The organism is Limnothrix sp. FACHB-1083 (assembly GCF_014696485.1).
Taxonomy (GTDB): domain Bacteria; phylum Cyanobacteriota; class Cyanobacteriia; order CACIAM-69d; family CACIAM-69d; genus CACIAM-69d.
In genome coordinates, this window is the sequence record NZ_JACJQD010000024.1 from 1 (window position 1) to 21,027 (window position 21,027).

Consider the following 21,027-nt stretch of genomic DNA (forward strand, 5'->3'; position numbering starts at 1 on the left):
GAGAATAGGTTTGACGATTTGAGAGAATGAGCGTAACATTGGTGTATTACTTTTTGATTGTTTGGGGTAAGAATTACATCTTCTTACCCCTTTTTTATAACCTGAATCTGTCATTCAACACTTCTGCAGGGAAATCTAAACCACTCAATAACCTCTGCTTTGGACTTCAACCCAATTTGAAACTCAGACTTCTGAAAATCGCATCAAAACTTGATTGATTTGTAACCGAAAATTGGGCAAATCTAACGTTATGGTTTCCCAAACAATATCCAGGTTGACACCAAAGTAATGATGAATTAACTTATCGCGCTGTCCTGCAATGCTTCTCCAAGGAATTGTCGGATATTGAGCTTTAATTGGCTCCGAAACTTCTTTACTCGCTTCCCCCAAAATCTCCAAAGCACGAATCGTGGCATCCTGTGTCTTGGCATCTCCTAGGAAGTCTTCATAACTCATATTAGCCGTATAGGTAATCGCTCGATCTATTGCCTCCAGTATATCCATTAGTCGCTCTCGATCGCCCCGCTTAGACATCCACCAAGCTCCGCAGAATCGCTTCAGCCACCGATCGATCTCGAATAGCCGCCACACCCGCCATCGTCAAAACATCGACTTTTCGACCCAAACACGCTTCCAAATAGTCGCACAACTCCACAAACCGCAACCCGATCGGCTGCTCAAACTCAACCACCAGATCCACATCACTGGTTATAGTTGCTGTTTCCGTAGCAAAGGAGCCAAAAAGTGAAATTTTTTTGACGTAAAACCGCTGACGAAGATAATGCAACTGCTCTCGTAAACAATGAATAATCATCGCTTTAGAAACCACCATAGAAATCCTCCTTGGCCAAGCTGAAATTCTGCAATCATTTCCCCGCGCCCTCCGTGGGTAGCGCCGCCATCAGCGCCGAAATTTCCACCAGCGCCTTGCTTAAATGATCTGTGATCGCCTCGGCGATGTCCTCCGGTTCCGTTAGGTCGTCCTCCGGGTCGTTGCTCGTGTCCCGCAGCCAACTCAGATCCAAATTGTCCTGGCGATCGGCAATTTGCGCCCGCGAAAAACAGCGAAACCGCCCCTCCTCGCCCTGATCCTGACGGGGCGATCGGCCCAATGGGTCAGAGCCAAAGGCCGCCTCAAACTCCGCAAAATCCGCCAACGTAAGCTGACGGGTTTTGCCAAAGCTCTCCATATTCGCCCGCAAATCGTAGACCCAAACCGCCTGGGTGTTGGCGCGATCGGTCTGCCCCCGCGTGAAAAACAGCACATTCGTTTTCACACCCTGGGCATAGAAAATCCCCGTCGGCAACCGCAAAATCGTATGCAAATCGCATAGCTCCATCAGTTGTTGCCGCAGTCGCCGCCCCGTGTTGTCCTCAAAAAGCACATTGTCGGGAACCACCGCCGCCGCCCTGCCGCCCGGCTTCAGCGCCCGATAGATATGCTCTACGAAGGCAAGTTGCTTGTTCGACGTGTCCGCCGTGATCGAAAAGTCCGATCGGGTCGGTCGGCCGCCGCCTTTTTTCGTGCCAAAGGGCGGATTCGTCAAAATCAGATCCGCCTTGCCCAGCCCTTCCCCATCGGGCGACAGACTATCGCCACAGTCCACCGCCTTTTCAATCCCGTGCAACAGCAGGTTCATTAAACACAGCCGGTGGGTGTCCGGCACCAGTTCAAGACCGCGATAGGCCTCCTGGCGCTGAAAGGTCGCTTGGACTTCACCGAGGGCGTACAGGTCGTTGGTTTGCTGCTTGATGTAGTGATCCGCCGCCACCAAAAAACCGCCCGTGCCCGCCGCCGGATCTTGGATAATTTCGCCCGCTTGGGGTTGCACCAACCGCACAATGCAATCGATCAAGGGACGCGGCGTGAAATATTGACCGGCTCCCGATTTCTTCTCAGCGGCGTTTTTTTCGAGCAGGCCTTCGTAAAGGTTGCCCAGGCCTTCTTCACAGGCTTCAAACCAATCGAGGCGATCAATGTATTGAATCATCAATTGCAAATTGGCAGGCTCTCGCAGCCGGGTTTGGGCATCGGTAAAGATCGCCAAAATCACCGGGTCTTTGACTTTGGTTGCATCGCCCAAATCCAACAACAACCGTCTATAAAAATCCAACTGCTCCAGACCCACCCGCTGCAACAGTTGGCCCCAGCGATAGTCCGCCGGTAGCCGCCCCTCTTCGCCCGTTTCCGCCAACATTTTCAGAAACAGCAAATAGGTCAGTTCGGTAACGTATTCGTTATAGCTAACGCCATCATCTTTTAGGATGTTGCACTGGTTCCACAGTTTCGCGACAATATCACCGGTTTTGGGGCTGTTGCTCATGGTGGCTCTTGCTTGCGGGGTCACTCAGTCGGGGGGCAAGGGGCTTAAGCCCCTTGTCTGTAACGGGGTTGCGGGTCTGTCGGGGGTGCGGCGGGCGGCGCTGAATCACGCCCGATCGCGCCAGAGTTCTTCGGCAATGTCGCCCACGAGGGTTTCCAGTTGCCCCTCAAAGATCCGGTTCAAACGGGTAAATCCCCCATCTTTGCGAAAGGGTTCTTGGTCAAAGGCGGTGCGATCAACCACAAATTCTCGCGCCATCTGTTCCCCAATCCTGGCCAGCCAACGCCGCTGGGGATCCGTCCAATTGCGTTGGGCCATGACCCGCTGGATCGCGTTTTTGACCCGCTGATCATAGGGAATTAACGGATCGCCCAAGGCCGCTTGGCGAATGAACCCAATGATCGAGGCGGCAATATCCTCGTTTTTGGTGTCGCGCCAGGCCTGCTGCAAGCTGGTGGTTGAATAACCCTGCCGATCAAGCTCTAGTTGCAACTCCCGCAACTGGGCCCGGGTCAGCTCCCGGGGCCGCTGGAGCACCACCGTCAGCGCCGCCAACTCGTTGCGGTTGTCGCGAATGTAGGCCGCAAAGCTATCGAGAAAGTCGGCGGGTTTTTGGCCCTGGCCATAGCCCCGCGTCACAGCAATCACCCGATCGGGATGATGGGAAATCGGCAGCCATTGGCCCTGGCCCGCCTCCGGGTTCCAATCCAAAATCGGCCCCAACCCGGGGCGATCGCGCACCCACGCGGCCAACTCCGCCAGGGGCGCGGTGCGGAACCGTTCCAAGGTGGCGGCGGGCGTTTCCCCGCTCTGGGCTTCGTAGGCGGTTTGGGCGGCCTCGGCCAGTCGCCGCGCTTTTTGCCGCAACTTGACGATGATCTGATCACGAATGATCGCCCGGTGGGGTTCGTTGTCCCCTTGGGCCAGCTCGTCAAAGAGCTGCTCCAGGGTAATCGTCGGATTCACCACCACAGGTTTCATATCCGTGAGGGTTTGCAGTTGGCGGTAGAGATCCACCGCGTCAAAAATGCGGAAGGTTTCTTTCCCAATTTCCGCGCATTGGCGGGTGGCGCGGCCCAGCATTTGTTCATACAAAATCCGGCTATTTACCCGTCGCAGAAAGACCAAATTGGTGATGCTGGGAATGTCAATGCCGGTGGTGAGCAGATCCACCGTAACGGCAATTTTGGGCAGGGTATCGTTACGGTACGATCGAATCAACTCCCCCACGCGATCGACGCTGCCGGTAATTTTGCGCACGGCGGCATCTTCAATCTCGCCATACTGATCTTCTAGGGCTGCCTTGACCTGTTCCACGACCAAATCCGCATGGGCATCGTTCACCGCAAAAATCAGAGTTTTCCCGGGCAAACTGGGATCAATTTGGCGGGCTAATTCTGCGGCCACCACTTGGTTAAAGGCGACGGTAATCACCTTTTTGTTGAATTGCTCCACGTCAAAGCTGAGATCATCGGCGGTTTGGGCCAGGTCGATCGTGCCGGTGGTGGTGTTAAACCGTTCGATCGGCTCGCCGGCCGCAAACTGAATCCCGTTTTGGCTCAGTTCTGTGGTGATTTGAATCGGTGGTTCATGGTCGATTAAGTAGCCATCAATCACCGCCGTTCGATAGGAATATTTGAAAATCGGTTCCCCAAAAATTTGCGTGGTGTGCAGGGCTGGCGTGGCGGTCAGACCGATTTTGACCGCATCAAAGTGCTCCAGAACCCGCCGGTATTTGGAAACGTAATCTTCTTGGTTGCGGAAACTCAATTCCCCATCGGAGAGTTCCCGATCGAGCAAATAGCCCCGATGGCATTCATCAATCACAAGCAAATCGTATTGATTAATGGGGGGAATAGCCGCCCGATCGCTGGCGTAGAGCACCCGTTTCACCAGTCCCTGAATCGTGCAGATATGCACTTTGGTTTCGGGATCGGGGGTGATGTTGCCCAGGCCTTGCAGCCCAAAAATGTCGGCAAAGGCCTTGGCGCTGACCATTTTGGTGGTGCGGAAGGCATCTTCGGACTGCTGACCCAGGGCGCTGCGATCGACCACAAAGCAGATACGCCGAAACCGTTTGGCACTCAGCAGCCGATAGAGCAGGGCGATCGCCAGGCGGGTTTTACCGGTTCCGGTGGCCATGGCCACCAACATGGCCCGCTGATCCTGGGCCAGGGCCTGTTCGATCGCCCCGATCGCCTGTTCTTGGTAAGGCCGCAGAGCCAGACCCGCCGGAAACGCCAGGGTTTTCAGGGTGGCATCGGCCGCCGCCCGGTCGATCGCCAAGTCGGCCTTCAGTTCCTCGGGGTTGGGCCAAGCGGTCAAGACCCGGCGGCGATGGGTCGATCTCCGCAGATCCCGCATCCAAATGCCGCTTTCGGTTTCTAACTGTTTCAGGTAGGGCCGCCCATTGGTGGCAAAGGCCAAGGGCACATGAAATTCACCCCAGGGCCCATCCCCAAACAAGCCCCAACCGTTGCCCGATCGAATGCCTTTGGCGTAGCGCTCGGCTTGGTCAATGGCGGCGGAAACGTTCTTGCGTTTGCGCTTGGCTTCAATCACACCCACGCAGCTTGTGCCAATGAAAAGGGCATAGTCAGCCCGGCCGCGCCCACAGGGCCACTCGGCGATCGCCAGGTTTTGGCCCTTGGTGGGGCGGGTTCCCTGGGCAAAGTTCAGGGTTTCACTGTCGGCCAGCCAGCCCGCATCCCGTAACTGCTGGTCAATAAGCGATCGGGTGGCCGCTTCGTCCAAGTCCAGTTGCGCCGCCGCCCGATCGGCCAGGGAAATAATCTGGGCGGTTTGTTGGCTCGGTAGCTTCTGGGCCACAGCCTGGAGGTCGGCGAGTTGGGCCGCCAGGGCCGATCGATCTTGGTCAGATTCGATCGCTAACTGCTCCCATAGGGCCCGATCGGCCGCGGCTTGCTGGGCCCGCTCCTCGGCGCTCAGGACAGCTTGGGCCTGCGCTTCGGCCGCCAACCGGGCCCGTTCGGCTTCGCTGTGGCTGGCGGCGAGGGCGGCCCGCAGGCGATCGAGTTCCGCACGCAATTCGGCATTTCCCGCCACCGGATCGGGCGGCGGCGCAAAGGGCCCCGGCTTGAACGCGCGATCGGCCCCAAAGGTGCGATGGAACCAAACACCCAACTCCCGGGCCAGCTTCAGCAGATTCAGCGCCTCCTGATGGCTGCCGGTGTAGGCATGATTTGCCTGATTGCCCGCCCGCCGAATCCGGTGAAATAGCTCTTCCACTTCCCGAGGAATCAGCCGCTCCAGTTGCAACCGCCGGAGCAAATCCACTTGGGACTCCTCGATCGACCCAAACAGACCCGATCGCGCGGCCGTGAGTTGAGCCAAGCGCTCCGCAAACTGCCGCAACTTGATCAAACAGGTGTTGGGGTCATCCTGAAAGTACCGTTCTGCCAAGGCCCCCAGCCGCACAAGCTGCGCGTCATGTGCTCGCAAAAAGCCGAAATTTGCCGATTCTCCCGCCATAGTCTGCCTTGGGTGATGGATATGATTCAGGCGTTTTGGCAGCTCACCCTTCAATCACAAACTCATGATCCTTTTAGAGTGTGGCATTTTTTAACGCTGGCCACTCCGGTGAGTGCAATTCATTCAGGCCGGAATCTAGCTCGGGGTTTCCATCAAAATTTCGGATCGCTAGGAACTGTCATCGAATCCCCGAAACCCTCATTCCATCGTTGCCAAAGCTTGGGGGCAAGGGGCTTAAGCCCCTTGTCTAGGGTGGCTGCGCTGGGAAAATTAGTCGTTTCAGCTTCAATCCAGCTTCATTTGATCACATGCCTTAATGGGCGAGTTCATTCGCGGTTTCGGCTTCCCAGGCGGCGCGGACTAGGCGGATGTCGGCGTAGGTGTAGCGCTGTTGCAAGAAGTCGTAGATTTCCGTGAGTCGCTGGGCCCCGCAATGGTCGATCGCCCGGATAATTTCTTGCTGGATCTCGGGAGCCACAAAATCATCGATGTTGATCGCGTAGCCCTTGCGGATCAGCTCTTCGATGTGGGTGACGATCGTGGTGGTGCGTAGGTTGCGGGCTTCGGCGATGTCCGCCAGGCGCTGGCCCTGTTGGTAGAGTTCCCAGGTGCTGTAGATGGTGGTGCTGACGGCGCGGCTGGTGCGATCGCTGATCCGCTGGTCGATCGCCTTGGCCGGTGAGTCCAGGTTGAATTCCTGGCAATAGGCCCCGATCGCCGCCGTGAAGGTTTGGCCGTATTGCTCCAGTTTGCGGCGACCGACTCCGGGCACATCGGCGAACTGCGCCAAATCCAGGGGCCGCAGCTTGGCCATGGCCCGCAGGCTGGCATCGGTGAAGACCACGTAGGGCGGCACGTTTTGCTCGTCGGCCAGTTGTTTGCGCAGTTGCCGCAACCGATCGAACAGGGGTTGTTCTTCGGGGGCCAGGTCTTCGGTATTGCTGGTGGGGCGATCGCGCCGCTGCGGGGGCACGGCGACCCAAACTTCCCGCTGTTTGCGCAATACTTCCCAACTGAGGGCGTTTAACCGCAAAACTCGATAGCCATCGGTGGTTTCATCGACCAAGCCTTCATGCCGGAGCGATCGCGCCAGCAATTGCCACTGTTCCGCCGTCCGATCCTTGCCAATGCCGTAGGTCGAGAGTTCCTGGTGGTTATTGCGCAAAATCTTTTCGCTTTTGGAGCCGCGCAACACGTCGATGATGTATTGCGTGCCGAACCGCTCCCGCACTCGGGCCACGCAGGAGAGGAATTTTTGGGCCGGAATCGTCCAATCTTCCAGGGGTTTGGGATCGCGGCAATTGTCGCAGCCATTGCAGTTGCCGGGAAAGGCTTCGCCAAAATAGCCCAGTTGGATCGTGCGGCGGCAAACGGTGCTTTCGGCATAGTCGATCGTCTGGCGCAGTTGCTGTTGAGCGATCCGCTGTTCGTTGGGGTCGGGCTTTTGGCCAATCAAATATTCAATGCTGCGAATGTCGCCCGTGCCGAAGTAGAGGATGCAGCGGGCGGGGTCGCCATCACGGCCGGCGCGGCCCGACTCTTGGTAATAGCCTTCCAGGTTGCGGGGTAGGTCGTAATGCACCACCAGCCGCACATCGGGCTTGTTGATGCCCATGCCAAAGGCGATCGTCGCCACCATCACCCGCACATCGTCGCGAATAAAGCGGGTTTGGTTGTCGGCGCGGCTCTCGTTGTCCATGCCCGCGTGGTAGGCGAGCGCTTCGATGCCGTCCATTTGTAGCTTGCGGGTCAGCTCGTCTACCCGTTTGCGACTGAAGCAATAGACGATCGCGGAGCCATCGGTGGTGCGCAACAGCCGCAACAGTTCGGGATAGGTGTTGCGATCCTTGGGCCGCACTTCGTAGTAAAGGTTGGGGCGGTTGAAGCTGGCGATGTGGATCCGTGGATCGCGCAACTGCAACTGATGCACGATGTCTTGGCGGACGCGATCGGTGGCCGTGGCGGTCAGAGCCATGAAGGGCACGTTGGGATAGCGATCGCGCAGGCTCCAGAGTTGCCGATATTCCGGGCGGAAGTCGTGGCCCCACTCGGAGACGCAATGGGCTTCATCGATCGCGAATTGCGCCAAGCCGATCGTCTGGTGGATCCGATCGATTAGGGGCAAAAACCCTTCGGTCATCAACCGTTCGGGCGCAACGTAGACCAATTTATAAACGTTGTTCAGCAGTTCCAATTCGCGCGATCGCAACTCGGCCACGCCCAAACTGCTGTTCAGAAAAGTGGCGGAAATCCCGTTATCGCGCAGGGCGGCCACCTGGTCTTGCATCAGGGCAATCAGCGGCGACACCACCACGGTCAGGCCGGGTTGCAACAGGGCGGGCAGTTGGAAGCAGAGGGATTTGCCGCCGCCCGTGGGAATCACGACCAGTTGATCACGCCGCGCGATCGCCGCTTCCACAATGTCCCGCTGGCCGGGCCGAAAGCTGCGATAGCCAAAGTACTGCTTGAGGGCCTGATCAAGGTTGGGATCGGTGACCCGATCGGGCGTTGTGGTAGGTTGCCCCGCCGTTTGGTTTGTTGTCTGACCAACCCCGATCATGTGCCTTGCCGCCACTCGCCGTGCAATTCCTTGCTGAATTTAGCCCAAAACGGCAGTCCATACCGATCTCGCTGGGGATGGGCGATCGATCCGGGGCCGGGGTTCAAGTACGACCTGCCATAAGCCAGAAAATATACCCCGCTGATGTCAAAATAATCACCGATGGGCTGATCTACATCCGGTCATGAACTCTTCCTTTGTGTGGCGGTGGCTTGTGCGACGATCCTGCACATCTGGGCTGCGGCCCGTTGATGATCCGGTTTCAGGATTGGCGGCTGGCTCTGTGGTTGTGCGTATTGTGGGTGAAGATCTGGGTTCTGGATCGGTTGCTGGTTCCGTGACTTTGGGTGATGGGCGATCGGGTCATCAAACCCAGAAGGCTTCTCACTCAATTTCAGGCTGTTTGATTTCAAATCGCTTGATGGCGGGTGACTCAGCGGCGGGATTTACGCTGCTGGAATTGCTGATTGTGGCGGCGATGGTGGGCATCCTCAGCGCGATCGCCGCGCCCGTTTGGCTATCTTTTGCCGATAATCAACGCCTCAGCCAAGCCCAGGATGCGGCCTTTCGGACGTTGCGAATTGCCCAAGCTCGGGCCCGCCAAAACCGCCGGATTTGGGAACTGTGTTTTCGGGATACGGGACGATCGGTCGAGTTGGCGGTGCAGCCCGCTCGAACAGGTTTTTGTGACAACGCTCGATGGGAACCTCTGCTGGCGGAGGCCACGGGCACGATCGGTGTGGCGATCGATGTGGATAACAGCACCCTGCGATCGCGCAGTGGCGTTTACCGAATGCAATTCCAAGGCAGCGGCTGGGTGAATGGGCAACTGGGCCGCATCACCTTTCAACTGCGCGATCGGGTGGATAGCCGCCGGAGTTGCGTGTTTGTGTCAACCCTCCTGGGTGCGTTGCGGGGCGATCGCGATCGGGCCTGCTTGCGCTAACTCGCGGGTGGTTGGCTCGCGGGCTGCTGGTTTAGTTCTTCGCTTTTTCGCTCACGCCCTGGCCCAGCTCAGGAGCCACGGGATACCAACGCCAACGCTGAAGCCGAAACCGCAGTGTGGTGAACCGAGCCCGTTCCGCCACCGGGCGATCGAGCAATTGCTCCACGGGCAACACTGTGCCATCGGTCTGCACAGCCAAATTGTCCGCCTCTAACTCCAGCATCCAATTGCCGAACCGACAGGTGACCGGTGTGATCCGAAAGCCACTCAAGGACTCGATCGGGTGGCCAATGCGGGCCCCCACACAAAACACCTCCTCCGGGGCCCGGCTCACGACCCGCAGCGCGATCGCCACTTCCTCGCGTAATTTCTCAGACTGCTCAATTAACGATTGCCACTCGGCCAGGCTGGAGGAGCCACCCGCCAAAGCAGGCTGGACTTCCCAGCCAACGGTGGCCACTCGCACAACTCCCACCAGAATGGTGATCAGCCCCAAAGTCCAATGTATGTATTTACCCATCGATCGAGAAGCAACCGCCGAGCGCCCAGACGATTACGTAGCCTCTGTTACGGTTTTAGCCCGATCGATGCAATCTCAGCCCAGTTCTCAAGAAAACCACACAGCAATTTCAGTGCGTCTGGTCACCACGATCCGATCGCCTGCCTCGTATCATGCAACCGAAGCGGGCCCCTCATCGGATTGACCCACGGGCAGCGGCCAAGGGGTGAATGAAAAACAACATGGGCAACCCTCACCCGGCCGCCACCAACCGGTCACTCCTAACCTCCCCCAACAAACCCTCAGAGCCACTGACTGACCATGGATCACGAAAGCGAATACATCAGCAAAGCCGAAGCCACCCGGGTGCGCGTTCTCAGCGAAGCCCTGCCCTACATTCAGCAGTTTGCCGGGCGCACGGTGGTGGTGAAATATGGCGGCGCAGCCATGAAAGACGATCGCCTCAAGGACAAGGTGATTCGTGATGTTGTGTTCATGTCCTGTGTGGGATTACGTCCGGTGGTGGTGCATGGGGGCGGGCCCGAAATTAACAACTGGCTGGGCAAACTCAACATCGAGCCACAATTCCGCGACGGGCTGCGGGTGACCGACTCCGACACCATGGATGTGGTGGAAATGGTGTTGGTGGGCCGTGTGAATAAGGAACTGGTCTCGCTGATTAACCAGGCCGGTGGCATGGCGATCGGGCTTTGTGGCAAAGACGGCAACTTGGTCACCGCTCGCCAAAAGGGCAACCGCCAGGAAATTGGCTTTGTGGGCGAAGTCAACAGCATCAACATCGATGTGTTGGAACCGATGTTGAACAATGGCTATATTCCTGTGATTTCCAGCGTGGCGGCCGATGCGGACGGCCAAGCCTACAACATCAATGCGGACACGGTGGCCGGGGAGTTGGCGGCAGCCCTGGGAGCCGAGAAGATGATTCTGCTGACGGATACGGCCGGGGTGCTGCGGGACTATAAAGATCCTTCGACCCTGATCCCCAAGGTGGATATTCAAGGGGCCCGGGAGCTAATTTCCCAAGGCATTGTTGGCGGCGGCATGATTCCCAAGGTGAACTGTTGTGTTCGATCGCTGGCTCAGGGGGTGCGAGCGGCTCACATTATTGATGGCCGCATTCCCCACGCCCTTTTGCTGGAAATTTTTACGGACGCGGGGATTGGAACCATGATTGTGGCCTCCGATCTGATGAAGTCTTGAACGCCTTAGGGGACGGGTGCGGTTCTTCATAACCCTGATCCCGCGGCCATGAGATCGTGGGGGACAAGGGGCTGCGGCCCCTTGTCTAGTATGGGTATTGCTACAGTTCCCTGAAGCAATCTGAACCGTTCTGAACTGTTTCGAGCAATCATGACCTATTCCACAAGCACCCTGGGCGTGGCGATCGCCGGTACGGGGTTTGGCCAAAAAATCCATCTGCCGGTGTTGCAGCAGCACCATCGCACTCGCCCGATCGCCCTGTACCATCGCCAAATTCAAACGGCCCAGGCGATCGCCCAACGGCATCAGCTCCCCTATGCCTTCGATAGTTTTGAGGAAATGGTGGCCCTGCCGGAGGTGCAGGCGGTGATGATTTCTACGCCGCCCTTTTTGCACTACACCATGGCCCAAACGGCCCTGGCGGCCGGGAAGCATGTGCTGCTGGAGAAGCCGGTGACCATGACGGTGCAAGAGGCGATCGCCCTGGAGCGTTTGGCTGCAAAAACGGGGGCGATCGTGGCGGTGGATTTTGAGTTTCGGATGGTTCCGGCTTGGCAATATTTGGCGGAACTGCTGGCGGACGATCGCGTGGGCCAAAAGCGACTGATCAAAATCGATTGGATGGCTTCCAGCCGGGCCGATGCCAGCCGGTCTTGGAATTGGTATGCCCAGCGATCGAGCGGTGGCGGGGCCCTCGGGGCGATCGGGTCACATACCTTTGACTACATCCATTGGCTGTTTGGTCCCGTGCGGCGGTTGTTTGCCCATTTGGTCACCTCCGTGCCCGCCCGACCCGACCCCAGCAGCGGCCAACTGAAACCGGTGGATTCCGATGATATTTGCCAAATCTTGCTGGAGCTGACCGATGGCACGCCGGTTCAGGTCTGTTTAAGCTCCACAACCTACCAAGGGCGCGGCCATTGGGTGGAAGTCTATGGCGATCGGGGCACGCTGATTTTGGGCAGCGACAACCAAGCGGACTATATCCACGGGTTCAAGCTCTGGTATGCACCCGCAGGCGAGCCGTTGCAAGAATTGCCCGTTCCCGATCGTCTGGCGTTTCCCCAAACCTATCCCGATGGGCGGATGGCGGCCGTGTTGCGGGTGGTCGATCGCTGGGTGCAGGCGATCGATCAAGGCCAAGTGATCGCCCCATCCCTCCAGGAGGGGATTGTGTCTCAGCAGCTAATGGACTTGGCCCACGAGTCCCACGATCGGGGGCAATGGGTGACGGTTCCCGATGCTTAATGGCCCCAAGCCCGCCAAAGTTGCCCCTTGCGAACCGGGGTGGCGATCGACCCCTGTTGAAATATCTTCGATCTGAACTATGCTCTTGGGATGAATCGGCCCAGCTCGATCGACGGCGGCCACAGCCAAACCATTTGGCGTTCCGTAGCCAGCCGCTGGGCAACCAGCTCGTGATTCAACTGCGGTTCTGGTGGAGACCAGCCACCAGAGGTAACGGGGAAAGTCCGGTGCAAGTCCGGCGCTGTCCCGCAACTGTGATGGGCGATCGCCCTGAGTCAGGATGCCCGCCGCGCGATGTTTACCCCTTCCACTTCTGCGAGGTTCGGACTGTGGAGTCCTCACAACTTTTGTCACCGACGGGCGAAACGCTCGCGGCCCATTCCGCATCCCCATCCGTCGTTTCCAGCCAAGCTGGCTCCGGGAAAACCAGCCCAGCGCCAACAAATGGGGTCACCTCGGCCGCCTTGACCCAATCAGCCGACCAACCCGCCACCGTGCCCATGGCCCTGTTGGTTTGCACCACCTGTGCCAGCACTTGGCAAAACGGCAAGCGCGTGGGCATCAGTGGCGGTGAGCAACTGCTCGATCGCCTGCAAAGCCGTTTCGCGGATGAGGCGCATGGGGCGATCGCCCTGACTCCCACCCAATGCATGAGCGCCTGTAGCCATGCCTGTGTGGTGGCCTTTGCGGCCCCCGGTAAACACAGCTATCTGTTTGGGGATTTGCCCCACGATCCGGCCCACCTGGATCAGACCGTGGAGGCGATCGCCGCCTGTGCCGATCTTTATGTCAATCGCCCCGATGGTCTTTTGGCCTGGGGTGAGCGGCCGGAACCCCTGAAAAACGGCGTTTTGGCCCGCATTCCCCCCACCACGGTTCCGATTGCCTAGGGGCCGTTGCTCATTCCTCAGAACTTTGCATCCATCCCATATTCATCCCATCCGCCCACTAGGGCTTGGAGAAATTACCCATGCGACAAACCAAAACATTGGCATCGGTTCAAGGTTGTTTTGCTGGCGCTGTGACCGGTTTGGCCCTGCTGTTGGCTGCTCTGCCCGCATCGGCACACCACATGATGGGCGGTCAAGTGCCCAGCAACGGCTTTGAAGGATTCATGTCCGGTTTGGCTCACCCGGTGATCGGCTTGGATCACTTGGCCTTTGTGGCGGCTTCCGGCTTGGTGGCGATCGGGGCGGCCCGAGGGTGGATTGTGCCTGTGGTCTTTGCGGCGGCGGCCCTCGGCGGCACGGGGCTGCACCTGCAAAGTTGGGATTTACCCTTCCCGGAGCTAATGGTTTCCGGTTCGGTGGTGCTGTTTGGGTTGTTGCTGGCCATGGGCCGCCAACTGCCGACGGTGGCCTTGGGGGCGATCGCCCTGGTGGCTGGCCTGTTTCATGGTTATGCCTACGGTGAATCGATCGTGGGGGCAGGCATGGTTCCCCTCACGGCCTATCTGGTTGGGTTCACGGCCATTCAGCTCACGATCGCTCTCGGGGTGCGGGGGTTGGTGCAACAGTTGGCGGAAGGCTCGATCGCCCAAACCCTGCGCTACATCGGCTTTGCCATTGTGGGTGCGGGCGCGGCATTCTTAGCCTCGGCCTTGGGCGCTTAGGGCTGCTCGGGACTGGAGTTCAAGGACTGAATTCAACACCAATAACCATGCACAAAATTCCCGTTACCGTTGTCACCGGCTTTTTGGGCGCGGGCAAAACTACGCTGCTGCGCCATTTGTTGCAAAATCCCCAAGGCCGCCGGATTGCCGTGCTGGTGAATGAGTTTGGCGAAGTGGGGATTGATGGGGACTTGCTGCGATCGTGCCACGTCTGTGATGAAGAGGAGGCGACTGGCCCCAATAACGGCCCCAGCAACGTGATTGAGCTGACCAATGGTTGCTTGTGCTGCACGGTGCAAGAGGAATTTTTGCCGACGATGCAACAGTTGCTTGATCGCCGGGAAGATATCGATTGCATTGTGATTGAAACTTCGGGGCTGGCGCTGCCCAAGCCGTTGGTGCAGGCCTTTCGCTGGCCGGAGATCCGCACGGGGGCGACGGTCGATGGCGTGATTGCCACGGTGGACTGCGAAGCCCTGGCCGCTGGTCGGGTGGTGGGCGATGTGGCCGCGTTATTGGAGCAACGGGCCGCCGATGACAGCCTGGAGCACGAAACCCCGATCGAGGAATTGTTTGAAGACCAGCTCGCCTGTGCTGATTTGGTGTTGTTGACCAAGTGCGATCAAGTGGCCCCAGAGGATGTGGCCCGGGTGGAAGCCTGGCTGAAGCAGGAGTTGCGACCCGGGGTGAAGATTGTCCGTTGCCAGCGGGGGGCGATCGCGCCGGAACTGCTGTTGGGCTTCAATGCGGCGGTGGAAGATAACCTAGCCGATCGCCCCAGCCACCACGACCATCACCACCATGACCACGATCATGACGATGAGCATGATCACGACCATGACCATGACCACGACGACGACATCAGCGCGATCGCCCTCACCTTCGGAACTGTGGAGCCTCGCGCCCTGGTGCAACGCCTAGAGCGGCTGGTTCAGGAGTGGGAAATCTACCGCATCAAGGGATTTGCCGATGTGGCTGGCAAGCCAATGCGCCTGGTGGTGCAAGGGGTGGGGCCGCGGTTCGAGACCTTCTTCGATCGCCCCTGGCGGCCCGATGAAGTGCGATCGACCCAATTGGTGATCATTGGTCGCGATTTGGATCGATCGGCGATCGCGGCGGCTATTGGATAAGTTCAGGCTCGGGGAAAGTTACATCGCCTGATTCCAGGTCGTGCCCACAAACACGATCGCCGCCATCAGGGCCAACAGTCCTTGAATCACGTTGCCAATGATGGATCCCAACAGGATGCCCAAAGCCGCCTTTAGGGAAACTTTGAAGCGGGGCACGAGTGGTATGGTACGCCGGTAGAGCATTTCCCCCACCACAGCCCCCAACACCGGCCCCAACAAAATGCCTGCCAAGGGCCCTCCGATCGGGAGGGCCGGCAACAGGCCAAAGAACCCCAATAGCAACCCCACGATCGAGCCAATTTGCCCCCACTGGCTGGCTCCGGCCTTTTGTGCGCCAATGATGCCCGCCAGGTTGTCGATTAACAGGCTCAAGACCAACACGGCGATCGACACCCACAGGGCCGTGGTCACCAGGGCCCAGCCCTTGACGGCTCCCCAAATCACCACGGCCAACACCACCAAACTGGGCCCCGGAATGGCGGGGATGAAGGATCCCAAAACGCCCACCAAGGCCATGGCGATTAAGCCCAAATACAAAATTGTCTGACCTGTCTGCCCGTCCATGTTGAGTTGCGAATTGAGCTGCGAGTTGGTTGGCGAATTTGGGCGAGTTAATCGGGTTGGGATGACAACGGGCTAGCGATCGAGCCGCACCCTCGGATCCAAAACTCCGTAGAGGCCATCCGCAATTAGATTGAACAGCACAATCAAAATCGCATAGATAAACGCGATCGCCATCACCACGGGCGTATCGTTGCGCTGGATGGAGTCCACCAGCAAAGAGCCAATGCCCGGCACACGGAACACCTGCTCCGTCACGATCGCCCCTGTGAACACCGCTGGCACATCGAGCGCCACCAACGTCACCACGGGAATCAAGGCATTGCGCAAAATATGCCGCCCCACCACGATCCATTCCGGCAGTCCCTTTGCCCGAGCCGTGCGCACATAGCCCTGATAGACCTGTTCCAGCACCGAAGCACGGGTGAACCGCATCAGGCCGGCCGTTTGAAACAGGGCCAACACCCCGATCGGCATAATGGACTGCTTGATCTGCTCTCCCAGGCTAGCGAAATCCACCACTTGCAGGTTGCTGTCATAGATAAAGGGCAGCCAGCGCAGTTGCACACTGAACAGCAAAATCACCAGCAAGCCCGTGAAAAAGGGCGGCAAAGAAAAGCCAATGAAGGAAATGAGCGTTGCCGTGCGATCAACCCAGCCATGGCGCTTGAGGGCAGCAATTAGCCCCAACGGTAGGGCAATGAGGGCGCTGAATCCATAGGCGACCCCCACCACGGCTAGGGTGGTGGGTAACCGTTGGCCAATCAATTCCAAAACGGGCACTCGACTCACGAAGGAGTAGCCTAAGTCGCCCCGTAGCAGGGACAGCAGCCACTTGACATAGCGGATGTGAACGGGTTGATCCAGCCCCAGGGAGGCGCGAATTTGCGATCGCACCTCGGGGGAGAGGGCCCCGTTGGCGGCAAATTCACCCAAGGGGTCGCCGGGGGCCAGGGCCAGGATGCCAAAAATAATCAAACTGATGGCGAGCAGCGTTGGAATTGCCACCCCAATTCGTCCGAGGAAGTAGCGCCCCATGGGTTTAGTCGCGATTGACCCGGCTGATGGATCGAGTGATTGAATCGAATGCCTGAATTGAATGACTGAATTGAACGATTGATCAGGGTATTGACCAACGTTCAAAGTTCAGAGTTCAAAGTTCAGAATTCAGACCGATGATAGGCCCTTGGAGCCGATCGCCCCGTAGCCAGCGAGACCCGCCGTGCAGATCGCTTTGGGCGGGTCTCGCTTGACCAGATCGGCCTTAACGGACAAATTGGGGCATGATTTCAGCGGCGGTGAACAGGCCAAATTGCCCGCGCCGTTGCAGGGAAACGCCGGCCTTCAGGTAACCAAAGGCGGGGCCGCAAACGTTGGCGGCCATGCTGGTTTCGTCGCCGAGGGTGAAGGTGTGGGTGGAGATTTTGCCCTCGAAGGTGCGGCCCGTCACTTGCACATTGGTGCTGAGGGGTTTCTTGGCGTTGCGCGTATCCACCACACCACCGACGGTGACCCGATCGCGGCTGCAAATGCCCGCCAGCTCCAGCATCAGATCATCGGCATGTTCCATGTTTTCCAAGGATAGGATGCCGTTGGTGGTGTCGAGCAGGGCTTCGACTTCCGCATCGGTCATCAGGCGGGCCCGCTCGGTGTCATAACCGGGCATGTGGGCGATGTCTTCGCGGATGGTGGCGCGGTAGGCTTCCCAGTTGGCGATGCCGACTCCGAAGGTAATTTTGACGCTGTGAACTTCGGCGTAGCTTTGGGCGGCGATCGTGGCGGCGGCGGTCAACAGGCCGGGGGTGGCTCCGCAACCGGTGAGATAGGTGATGCCAGCGTTGGCGAGCCGATCGCCCAGGGCCAGGATCTGTTCCATGGCGCTGGTGCGTTTGAGGGCATCCACCAACACGCCGCGCCAACCGGAGGCGATGATTTGTTCGACAACCTCGGCCATGAAGGTGTTGGGCAGGTTGGGCAGGGCCAGGAAGAAGCCATCGACGTTACCCTTGGCGGCTTCGATCGCCTCGATGATGCTGGTGGGGCTGAGGGAGCCGCCGGGCAGATGGCCCACGGAACCCCGATCGCGGTAGGTGGCGATCGCCCGATCGGGATCTAGCCCTTCGGGGCTGTAGGCAAAGCCATCGCGATCGACCGCTGCCACCAACAGCATTTCGCGCTTGGGAGCCAGCACCCGCGCCGCCGCTTGGCCCAAACCGCCAAAGCCCATCACCCCAACCCGAATTGCGCCGGTCTTGTCCGAATTCACCATTTGCGCCGATGCCAAGTCCACAACCGAATGACTCATAACGGAATCCCCAAACTGAACGGGTCAATCAACTTCCAACAAATTCCCACAATACAGATTCCAACAAATTCTCAGTGCGGGAAAACGCTGGAAAAAGATAACCCCCAATCATTGCAGTGATCGGTAAATCTCAGCAATCGCGATCACCCGGCCACCTGCCCGGACTCGGCGGGTTTCGATCGAGATTGCCTGGGCGGTGGGTTGCCCAAACCGGTAGCTGACAATACTTTCGAGCGATAAATGGTGAGCGCTCAATGGCCGATCGATTGCCCCAAACCCTTGCCAATGCGTCCCTTGACTGCGATCGGAAGTTACGCCACACTATCAAAAAGGCAAAGTCAGCGCTCCTATTCAATTTAAACAATTGTCAAGAAGCGTCTCGAAATGGATCGTTTTTTGGATGATCCGAATCGATCGACTCTCGATCGATATTTCAGACCCTCGGTAACTCGGTGAAATCCCGATTCTAAAAAGACCATGGTTTGCTCGGTTGGCGCTTTTCGCGGCCCGGAACTCCTCCGTTGGGTTCCCCGTTGCGGAGCGATCGCCCGAGTCAGTGCTCAAACATCTGTACGAGTTATCCCGCTTGGGAACTTGTGCAAAGGCCTTGAGACCGCCTGTTGGCCGCCTAGTCTGGAAACCCTGCATGGAAACCCTGGAATTCATCATTTACCCCGATGGTCGGGTACAGGAGAAAGTCACCGGTATCATCGGGGCCTCCTGTGCCGAAGTGACCGCCGCCATCGAAGCACAACTGGGGCGGGTCATTAGCCGCGAGGTAACTTCCGAAAACTTTGCTCGGGCCCAAGCGGATCGCGAGGCCTCGATCGAAGCCCAAACAACCTTCAGCGAGTGGTAGCACTCTGGGATTTCTAAGGCGCAGCTTTCGAGCCATTCGGGAGCGGCGCTTTAAAAATTTCAGCCGCGCTTGCTCCGGGGGGTCTGCATCGTTCAACCCGTTCAGATCGCTGTTAACGAAAACCACCATGTCGCACTTTAGCCAAATCAAAACGCAACTTCGCAACCTGACTTCCCTGAAAGCCGCCCTGACGGATCTGGGCATGGATTGGAAAGAAGGCCCCGCCACCGTGCGTGGTTACCAGGGGCAAACGGAAACCGCCGACGTGGCGATCGAACAGCCCAACGGCTACGACATCGGCTTTGCCTGGAACGGTCAGGAATATGCCCTGGTGACCGATATGCAATTTTGGCAACTGAACGGCTCGGTCGATCGGTTCCTGAAGCAAGTGACCCAGCGCTATGCCTTCCACACCGTGATCAACAGCGGTGCTGAACAGGGCTTCCAAGTGGCCGAGCAGGTCAAGAATGAGGACGGATCGATCCGTCTGGTGTTGCAACGCTGGAATGGTTAAGGTTCGTTAAGGGAGAGGCTTTGATCCTTTCTGCGCAACGACTCAACCGGCCGCGTCGTCTCCATTGTCTAGCGCTGGCTTTGCCCAAAGCAGTGGCGATCTCGCCAGATTTTCTCGCTTGCGATCGGGGCAGGTTCTCAGAGTCCAAACTCGGAACTTGCCCCGATTTGTTTTTTCCGATTGTCGGCTTGCTATGCCACTAGAGGCAGAAAAAACCATGGATCAGGAACCACAAGCACCAATGGAATCCGCAATGGAATCCGCAATGGGATCCGCAATGGGATCCACCGACCTGGGGGTCAACAATGACGCGGGCCCCGGGTTTGCGCCAGAACTGGGCGGTGCATTGCGTGGCCTGGGCGATCGCACCGGATTGGAGCCGGAGCTAGGCGGCCTGGTGCGCCAAAAAGGCGTGTATGTGGACGAAATTACCTGCATTGGCTGCAAGAACTGCGCCCACGTGGCCCGCAACACCTTTTACATTGAGCTGGAATATGGCCGGGCCCGAGCCATTCGCCAAGACGGTGACCCCGAGGAATTGATCCAAGAGGCGATCGACACCTGCCCGGTGAACTGCATCCATTGGGTTCCCTTTGCGGAGCTGAAGCGCCTTGAAGAAGAACGGCGCTATCAAGAAATTCCCACAGCCGGCTTCCCGATCGATAAATCCGTGATTGCGGCTAATTTGCGTCGTCGCAAGGAAGCGGCCAGAAAACGGCGATCGGAACAGGGTTGATCAACGATTGCAACCCACCATTACAACCGACGATTACAACCCACCATCACAAGCCTGAGTCCACGATTTAATGGTCGATCGCCCCTGACCCACGGGCTGACCCCGTTTTCCGAAGCTCTTGTTTCCCGAAGCTATGGTTCCTGAACCGCGAGTGAATGAACCCAGGGCCGATCGATCGCAGGCGGATCCTCCCAGGGCGAATGACGATCGCCCTGAGTCGATCGTCATTCGCCCTGGCTTGCCCAGCGACGCAGCGGCAATTGCCCGACTTTTTCACGATACTGTGCGAGAAATTAACAGCCGTGACTACAGCCTCTCGCAGGTGAAAGCTTGGGCCCCGGATGATTTGTCGTTTCGTAACTGGGCTGAACGCAGCCAAACCCGCTGGACAATCGTGGCTGAAGATCGGTCAGTACCCGATCGCGACCTGATCGCGGGTTTCTGTGAATTGGAACCCGATGGCCACATTGATTGCTTCTACTGCCACAAAAACTATCAACGCTGTGGTTTGGGTCGGCAGCTTTACCAGGCTTTAGAAACTGAAGCACTCGATCGTTCCCTTCAACAATTGCAAGTTGAATCCAGCATCACAGCGCGCCCTTTTTTTGAAGCGATGGGCTTTATTATGCTCTCTCCCCAGACCGTAAGTGTTCGAGGCGAAAGTTTTGTGAATTACAAGATGGTTAAGGCGCTCAACCCCAGAAGTGTTGAATCTAAACACAAAACTTCATATTCTAGGCAACAAGAGTTTCTGGCAGTAAATCATAGCTCCAATGACTGATTGAGCCATAGCGACCGAGTACAACTTGCAAATATCGCAATTTATCTAGTAGCGTCTGACTATAGAATTGCGGCAATTCTATTAACTGCAAGATGGCATAAGCAATTAAGACCATGTAGATCTGTATTGCTACGCCATTTTGATTTTTCGTAATGAGCTGATCTAATTTTAAATGCATCTTTAAGAACTTCCATAGCAACTCAATCTGCCAGCGCTTTCGATACAGTTCTCCAATCTCT

At 57.7% G+C, this 21,027-nt stretch carries 21 protein-coding genes and 1 riboswitch; of the genes, 10 read left to right on the top strand and 11 right to left on the bottom strand.

Annotated elements, in window-relative coordinates; genetic code table 11:
- Positions 1-183: 183 nt before the first annotated feature.
- From H6F46_RS18610 to recQ, 5 genes are all read right to left on the bottom strand, one after another.
- The gene (locus H6F46_RS18610) at positions 184-534 is read right to left on the bottom strand and encodes a DUF86 domain-containing protein (protein ID WP_190356236.1); all 351 of its coding nucleotides are present in this window, start codon (positions 532-534) and stop codon (positions 184-186) included.
- Positions 527-832 (bottom strand): nucleotidyltransferase family protein, encoded by a 306-nt coding sequence (locus H6F46_RS18615; RefSeq protein ID WP_190356237.1) that lies wholly within the window; start codon positions 830-832, stop codon positions 527-529. The genes H6F46_RS18610 and H6F46_RS18615 overlap by 8 nt, the downstream gene beginning before the upstream one ends.
- Before the next feature lie 34 nt (positions 833-866).
- On the bottom strand, positions 867-2,324 hold the full coding sequence (locus tag H6F46_RS18620; protein ID WP_190356238.1) for an N-6 DNA methylase: 1,458 nt from the start codon (positions 2,322-2,324) through the stop codon (positions 867-869).
- Between the two features lie 105 nt (positions 2,325-2,429).
- Positions 2,430-5,816: a type I restriction-modification system endonuclease gene (hsdR, locus tag H6F46_RS18625; RefSeq protein ID WP_190356239.1), complete on the bottom strand. Its 3,387-nt coding sequence runs from the start codon at positions 5,814-5,816 to the stop codon at positions 2,430-2,432.
- A 313-nt stretch (positions 5,817-6,129) separates the two neighbouring features.
- Complete coding sequence (gene recQ / locus H6F46_RS18630; RefSeq protein ID WP_190356240.1) at positions 6,130-8,376, bottom strand: DNA helicase RecQ; 2,247 nt, start codon at positions 8,374-8,376, stop codon at positions 6,130-6,132.
- A gap of 184 nt (positions 8,377-8,560) precedes the next feature.
- Between recQ and H6F46_RS18635 the strand changes: the two genes are divergently transcribed.
- Positions 8,561-9,322, top strand: a complete 762-nt coding sequence (locus H6F46_RS18635; protein ID WP_190356241.1) for a Tfp pilus assembly protein FimT/FimU — start codon at positions 8,561-8,563, stop codon at positions 9,320-9,322.
- 31 nt (positions 9,323-9,353) lie between these two features.
- On the opposite strand, the gene H6F46_RS18640 is transcribed toward H6F46_RS18635, so the two are convergent.
- The gene (locus tag H6F46_RS18640) at positions 9,354-9,842 is read right to left on the bottom strand and encodes a hypothetical protein (protein ID WP_190356242.1); all 489 of its coding nucleotides are present in this window, start codon (positions 9,840-9,842) and stop codon (positions 9,354-9,356) included.
- A gap of 300 nt (positions 9,843-10,142) precedes the next feature.
- On the opposite strand from H6F46_RS18640, the gene argB reads away from it, so the two are divergent.
- The 5 genes from argB to cobW all read left to right on the top strand — a co-directional run bounded on the left by argB (position 10,143) and on the right by cobW (position 15,032).
- Positions 10,143-11,042 (top strand): acetylglutamate kinase, encoded by a 900-nt coding sequence (argB, locus tag H6F46_RS18645; protein WP_099532406.1) that lies wholly within the window; start codon positions 10,143-10,145, stop codon positions 11,040-11,042.
- A gap of 150 nt (positions 11,043-11,192) precedes the next feature.
- Positions 11,193-12,290 carry a Gfo/Idh/MocA family protein gene (locus H6F46_RS18650; protein ID WP_190356243.1) on the top strand — a complete coding sequence of 366 codons (1,098 nt, stop codon included), beginning with the start codon at positions 11,193-11,195 and terminating at the stop codon, positions 12,288-12,290.
- Positions 12,291-12,455: 165 nt separating this feature from the next.
- Positions 12,456-12,597, top strand: a riboswitch (cobalamin riboswitch).
- Between the two features lie 22 nt (positions 12,598-12,619).
- Positions 12,620-13,180, top strand: a complete 561-nt coding sequence (locus H6F46_RS18655; RefSeq protein ID WP_347278361.1) for a DUF1636 domain-containing protein — start codon at positions 12,620-12,622, stop codon at positions 13,178-13,180.
- 80 nt (positions 13,181-13,260) lie between these two features.
- Positions 13,261-13,902 (top strand): HupE/UreJ family protein, encoded by a 642-nt coding sequence (locus tag H6F46_RS18660; RefSeq protein WP_099532402.1) that lies wholly within the window; start codon positions 13,261-13,263, stop codon positions 13,900-13,902.
- A gap of 47 nt (positions 13,903-13,949) precedes the next feature.
- Positions 13,950-15,032, top strand: coding sequence for a cobalamin biosynthesis protein CobW (gene cobW / locus H6F46_RS18665; RefSeq protein ID WP_190356244.1), 1,083 nt, complete (start codon positions 13,950-13,952; stop codon positions 15,030-15,032).
- Positions 15,033-15,050: 18 nt separating this feature from the next.
- Here cobW and H6F46_RS18670 read toward each other — a convergent pair whose 3' ends face one another.
- From H6F46_RS18670 to H6F46_RS18680, 3 genes are all read right to left on the bottom strand, one after another.
- Positions 15,051-15,596, bottom strand: coding sequence for a DUF456 domain-containing protein (locus tag H6F46_RS18670; RefSeq protein ID WP_190356245.1), 546 nt, complete (start codon positions 15,594-15,596; stop codon positions 15,051-15,053).
- A gap of 72 nt (positions 15,597-15,668) precedes the next feature.
- Positions 15,669-16,631 (bottom strand): ABC transporter permease, encoded by a 963-nt coding sequence (locus H6F46_RS18675; RefSeq protein WP_190356246.1) that lies wholly within the window; start codon positions 16,629-16,631, stop codon positions 15,669-15,671.
- Positions 16,632-16,857: 226 nt separating this feature from the next.
- Complete coding sequence (locus tag H6F46_RS18680) at positions 16,858-17,862, bottom strand: saccharopine dehydrogenase-like oxidoreductase (RefSeq protein WP_190356249.1); 1,005 nt, start codon at positions 17,860-17,862, stop codon at positions 16,858-16,860.
- A gap of 682 nt (positions 17,863-18,544) precedes the next feature.
- Here H6F46_RS18680 and H6F46_RS18685 point away from each other — a divergent pair.
- The 3 genes from H6F46_RS18685 to H6F46_RS18695 all read left to right on the top strand — a co-directional run bounded on the left by H6F46_RS18685 (position 18,545) and on the right by H6F46_RS18695 (position 20,007).
- Positions 18,545-18,757, top strand: a complete 213-nt coding sequence (locus H6F46_RS18685; protein ID WP_099532398.1) for a DUF2997 domain-containing protein — start codon at positions 18,545-18,547, stop codon at positions 18,755-18,757.
- A 127-nt stretch (positions 18,758-18,884) separates the two neighbouring features.
- Entirely contained in the window at positions 18,885-19,271 is a 387-nt protein-coding gene (locus H6F46_RS18690; protein WP_099532397.1) for a DUF1257 domain-containing protein, read from the top strand.
- 265 nt (positions 19,272-19,536) lie between these two features.
- A complete protein-coding gene (locus tag H6F46_RS18695) occupies positions 19,537-20,007 on the top strand; it encodes a 4Fe-4S domain-containing protein (protein ID WP_370567200.1) in 471 nt (156 codons plus the stop codon).
- 33 nt (positions 20,008-20,040) lie between these two features.
- On the opposite strand, the gene H6F46_RS18700 is transcribed toward H6F46_RS18695, so the two are convergent.
- Entirely contained in the window at positions 20,041-20,235 is a 195-nt protein-coding gene (locus H6F46_RS18700; RefSeq protein WP_190356250.1) for a hypothetical protein, read from the bottom strand.
- 10 nt (positions 20,236-20,245) lie between these two features.
- Between H6F46_RS18700 and H6F46_RS18705 the strand changes: the two genes are divergently transcribed.
- Positions 20,246-20,788 (top strand): GNAT family N-acetyltransferase, encoded by a 543-nt coding sequence (locus tag H6F46_RS18705; protein WP_242028033.1) that lies wholly within the window; start codon positions 20,246-20,248, stop codon positions 20,786-20,788.
- On the opposite strand, the gene H6F46_RS18710 is transcribed toward H6F46_RS18705, so the two are convergent.
- The coding region (locus H6F46_RS18710) for a transposase (protein ID WP_242027764.1) at positions 20,742-21,027 on the bottom strand (286 nt) is incomplete at its 5' end. The genes H6F46_RS18705 and H6F46_RS18710 overlap by 47 nt on opposite strands.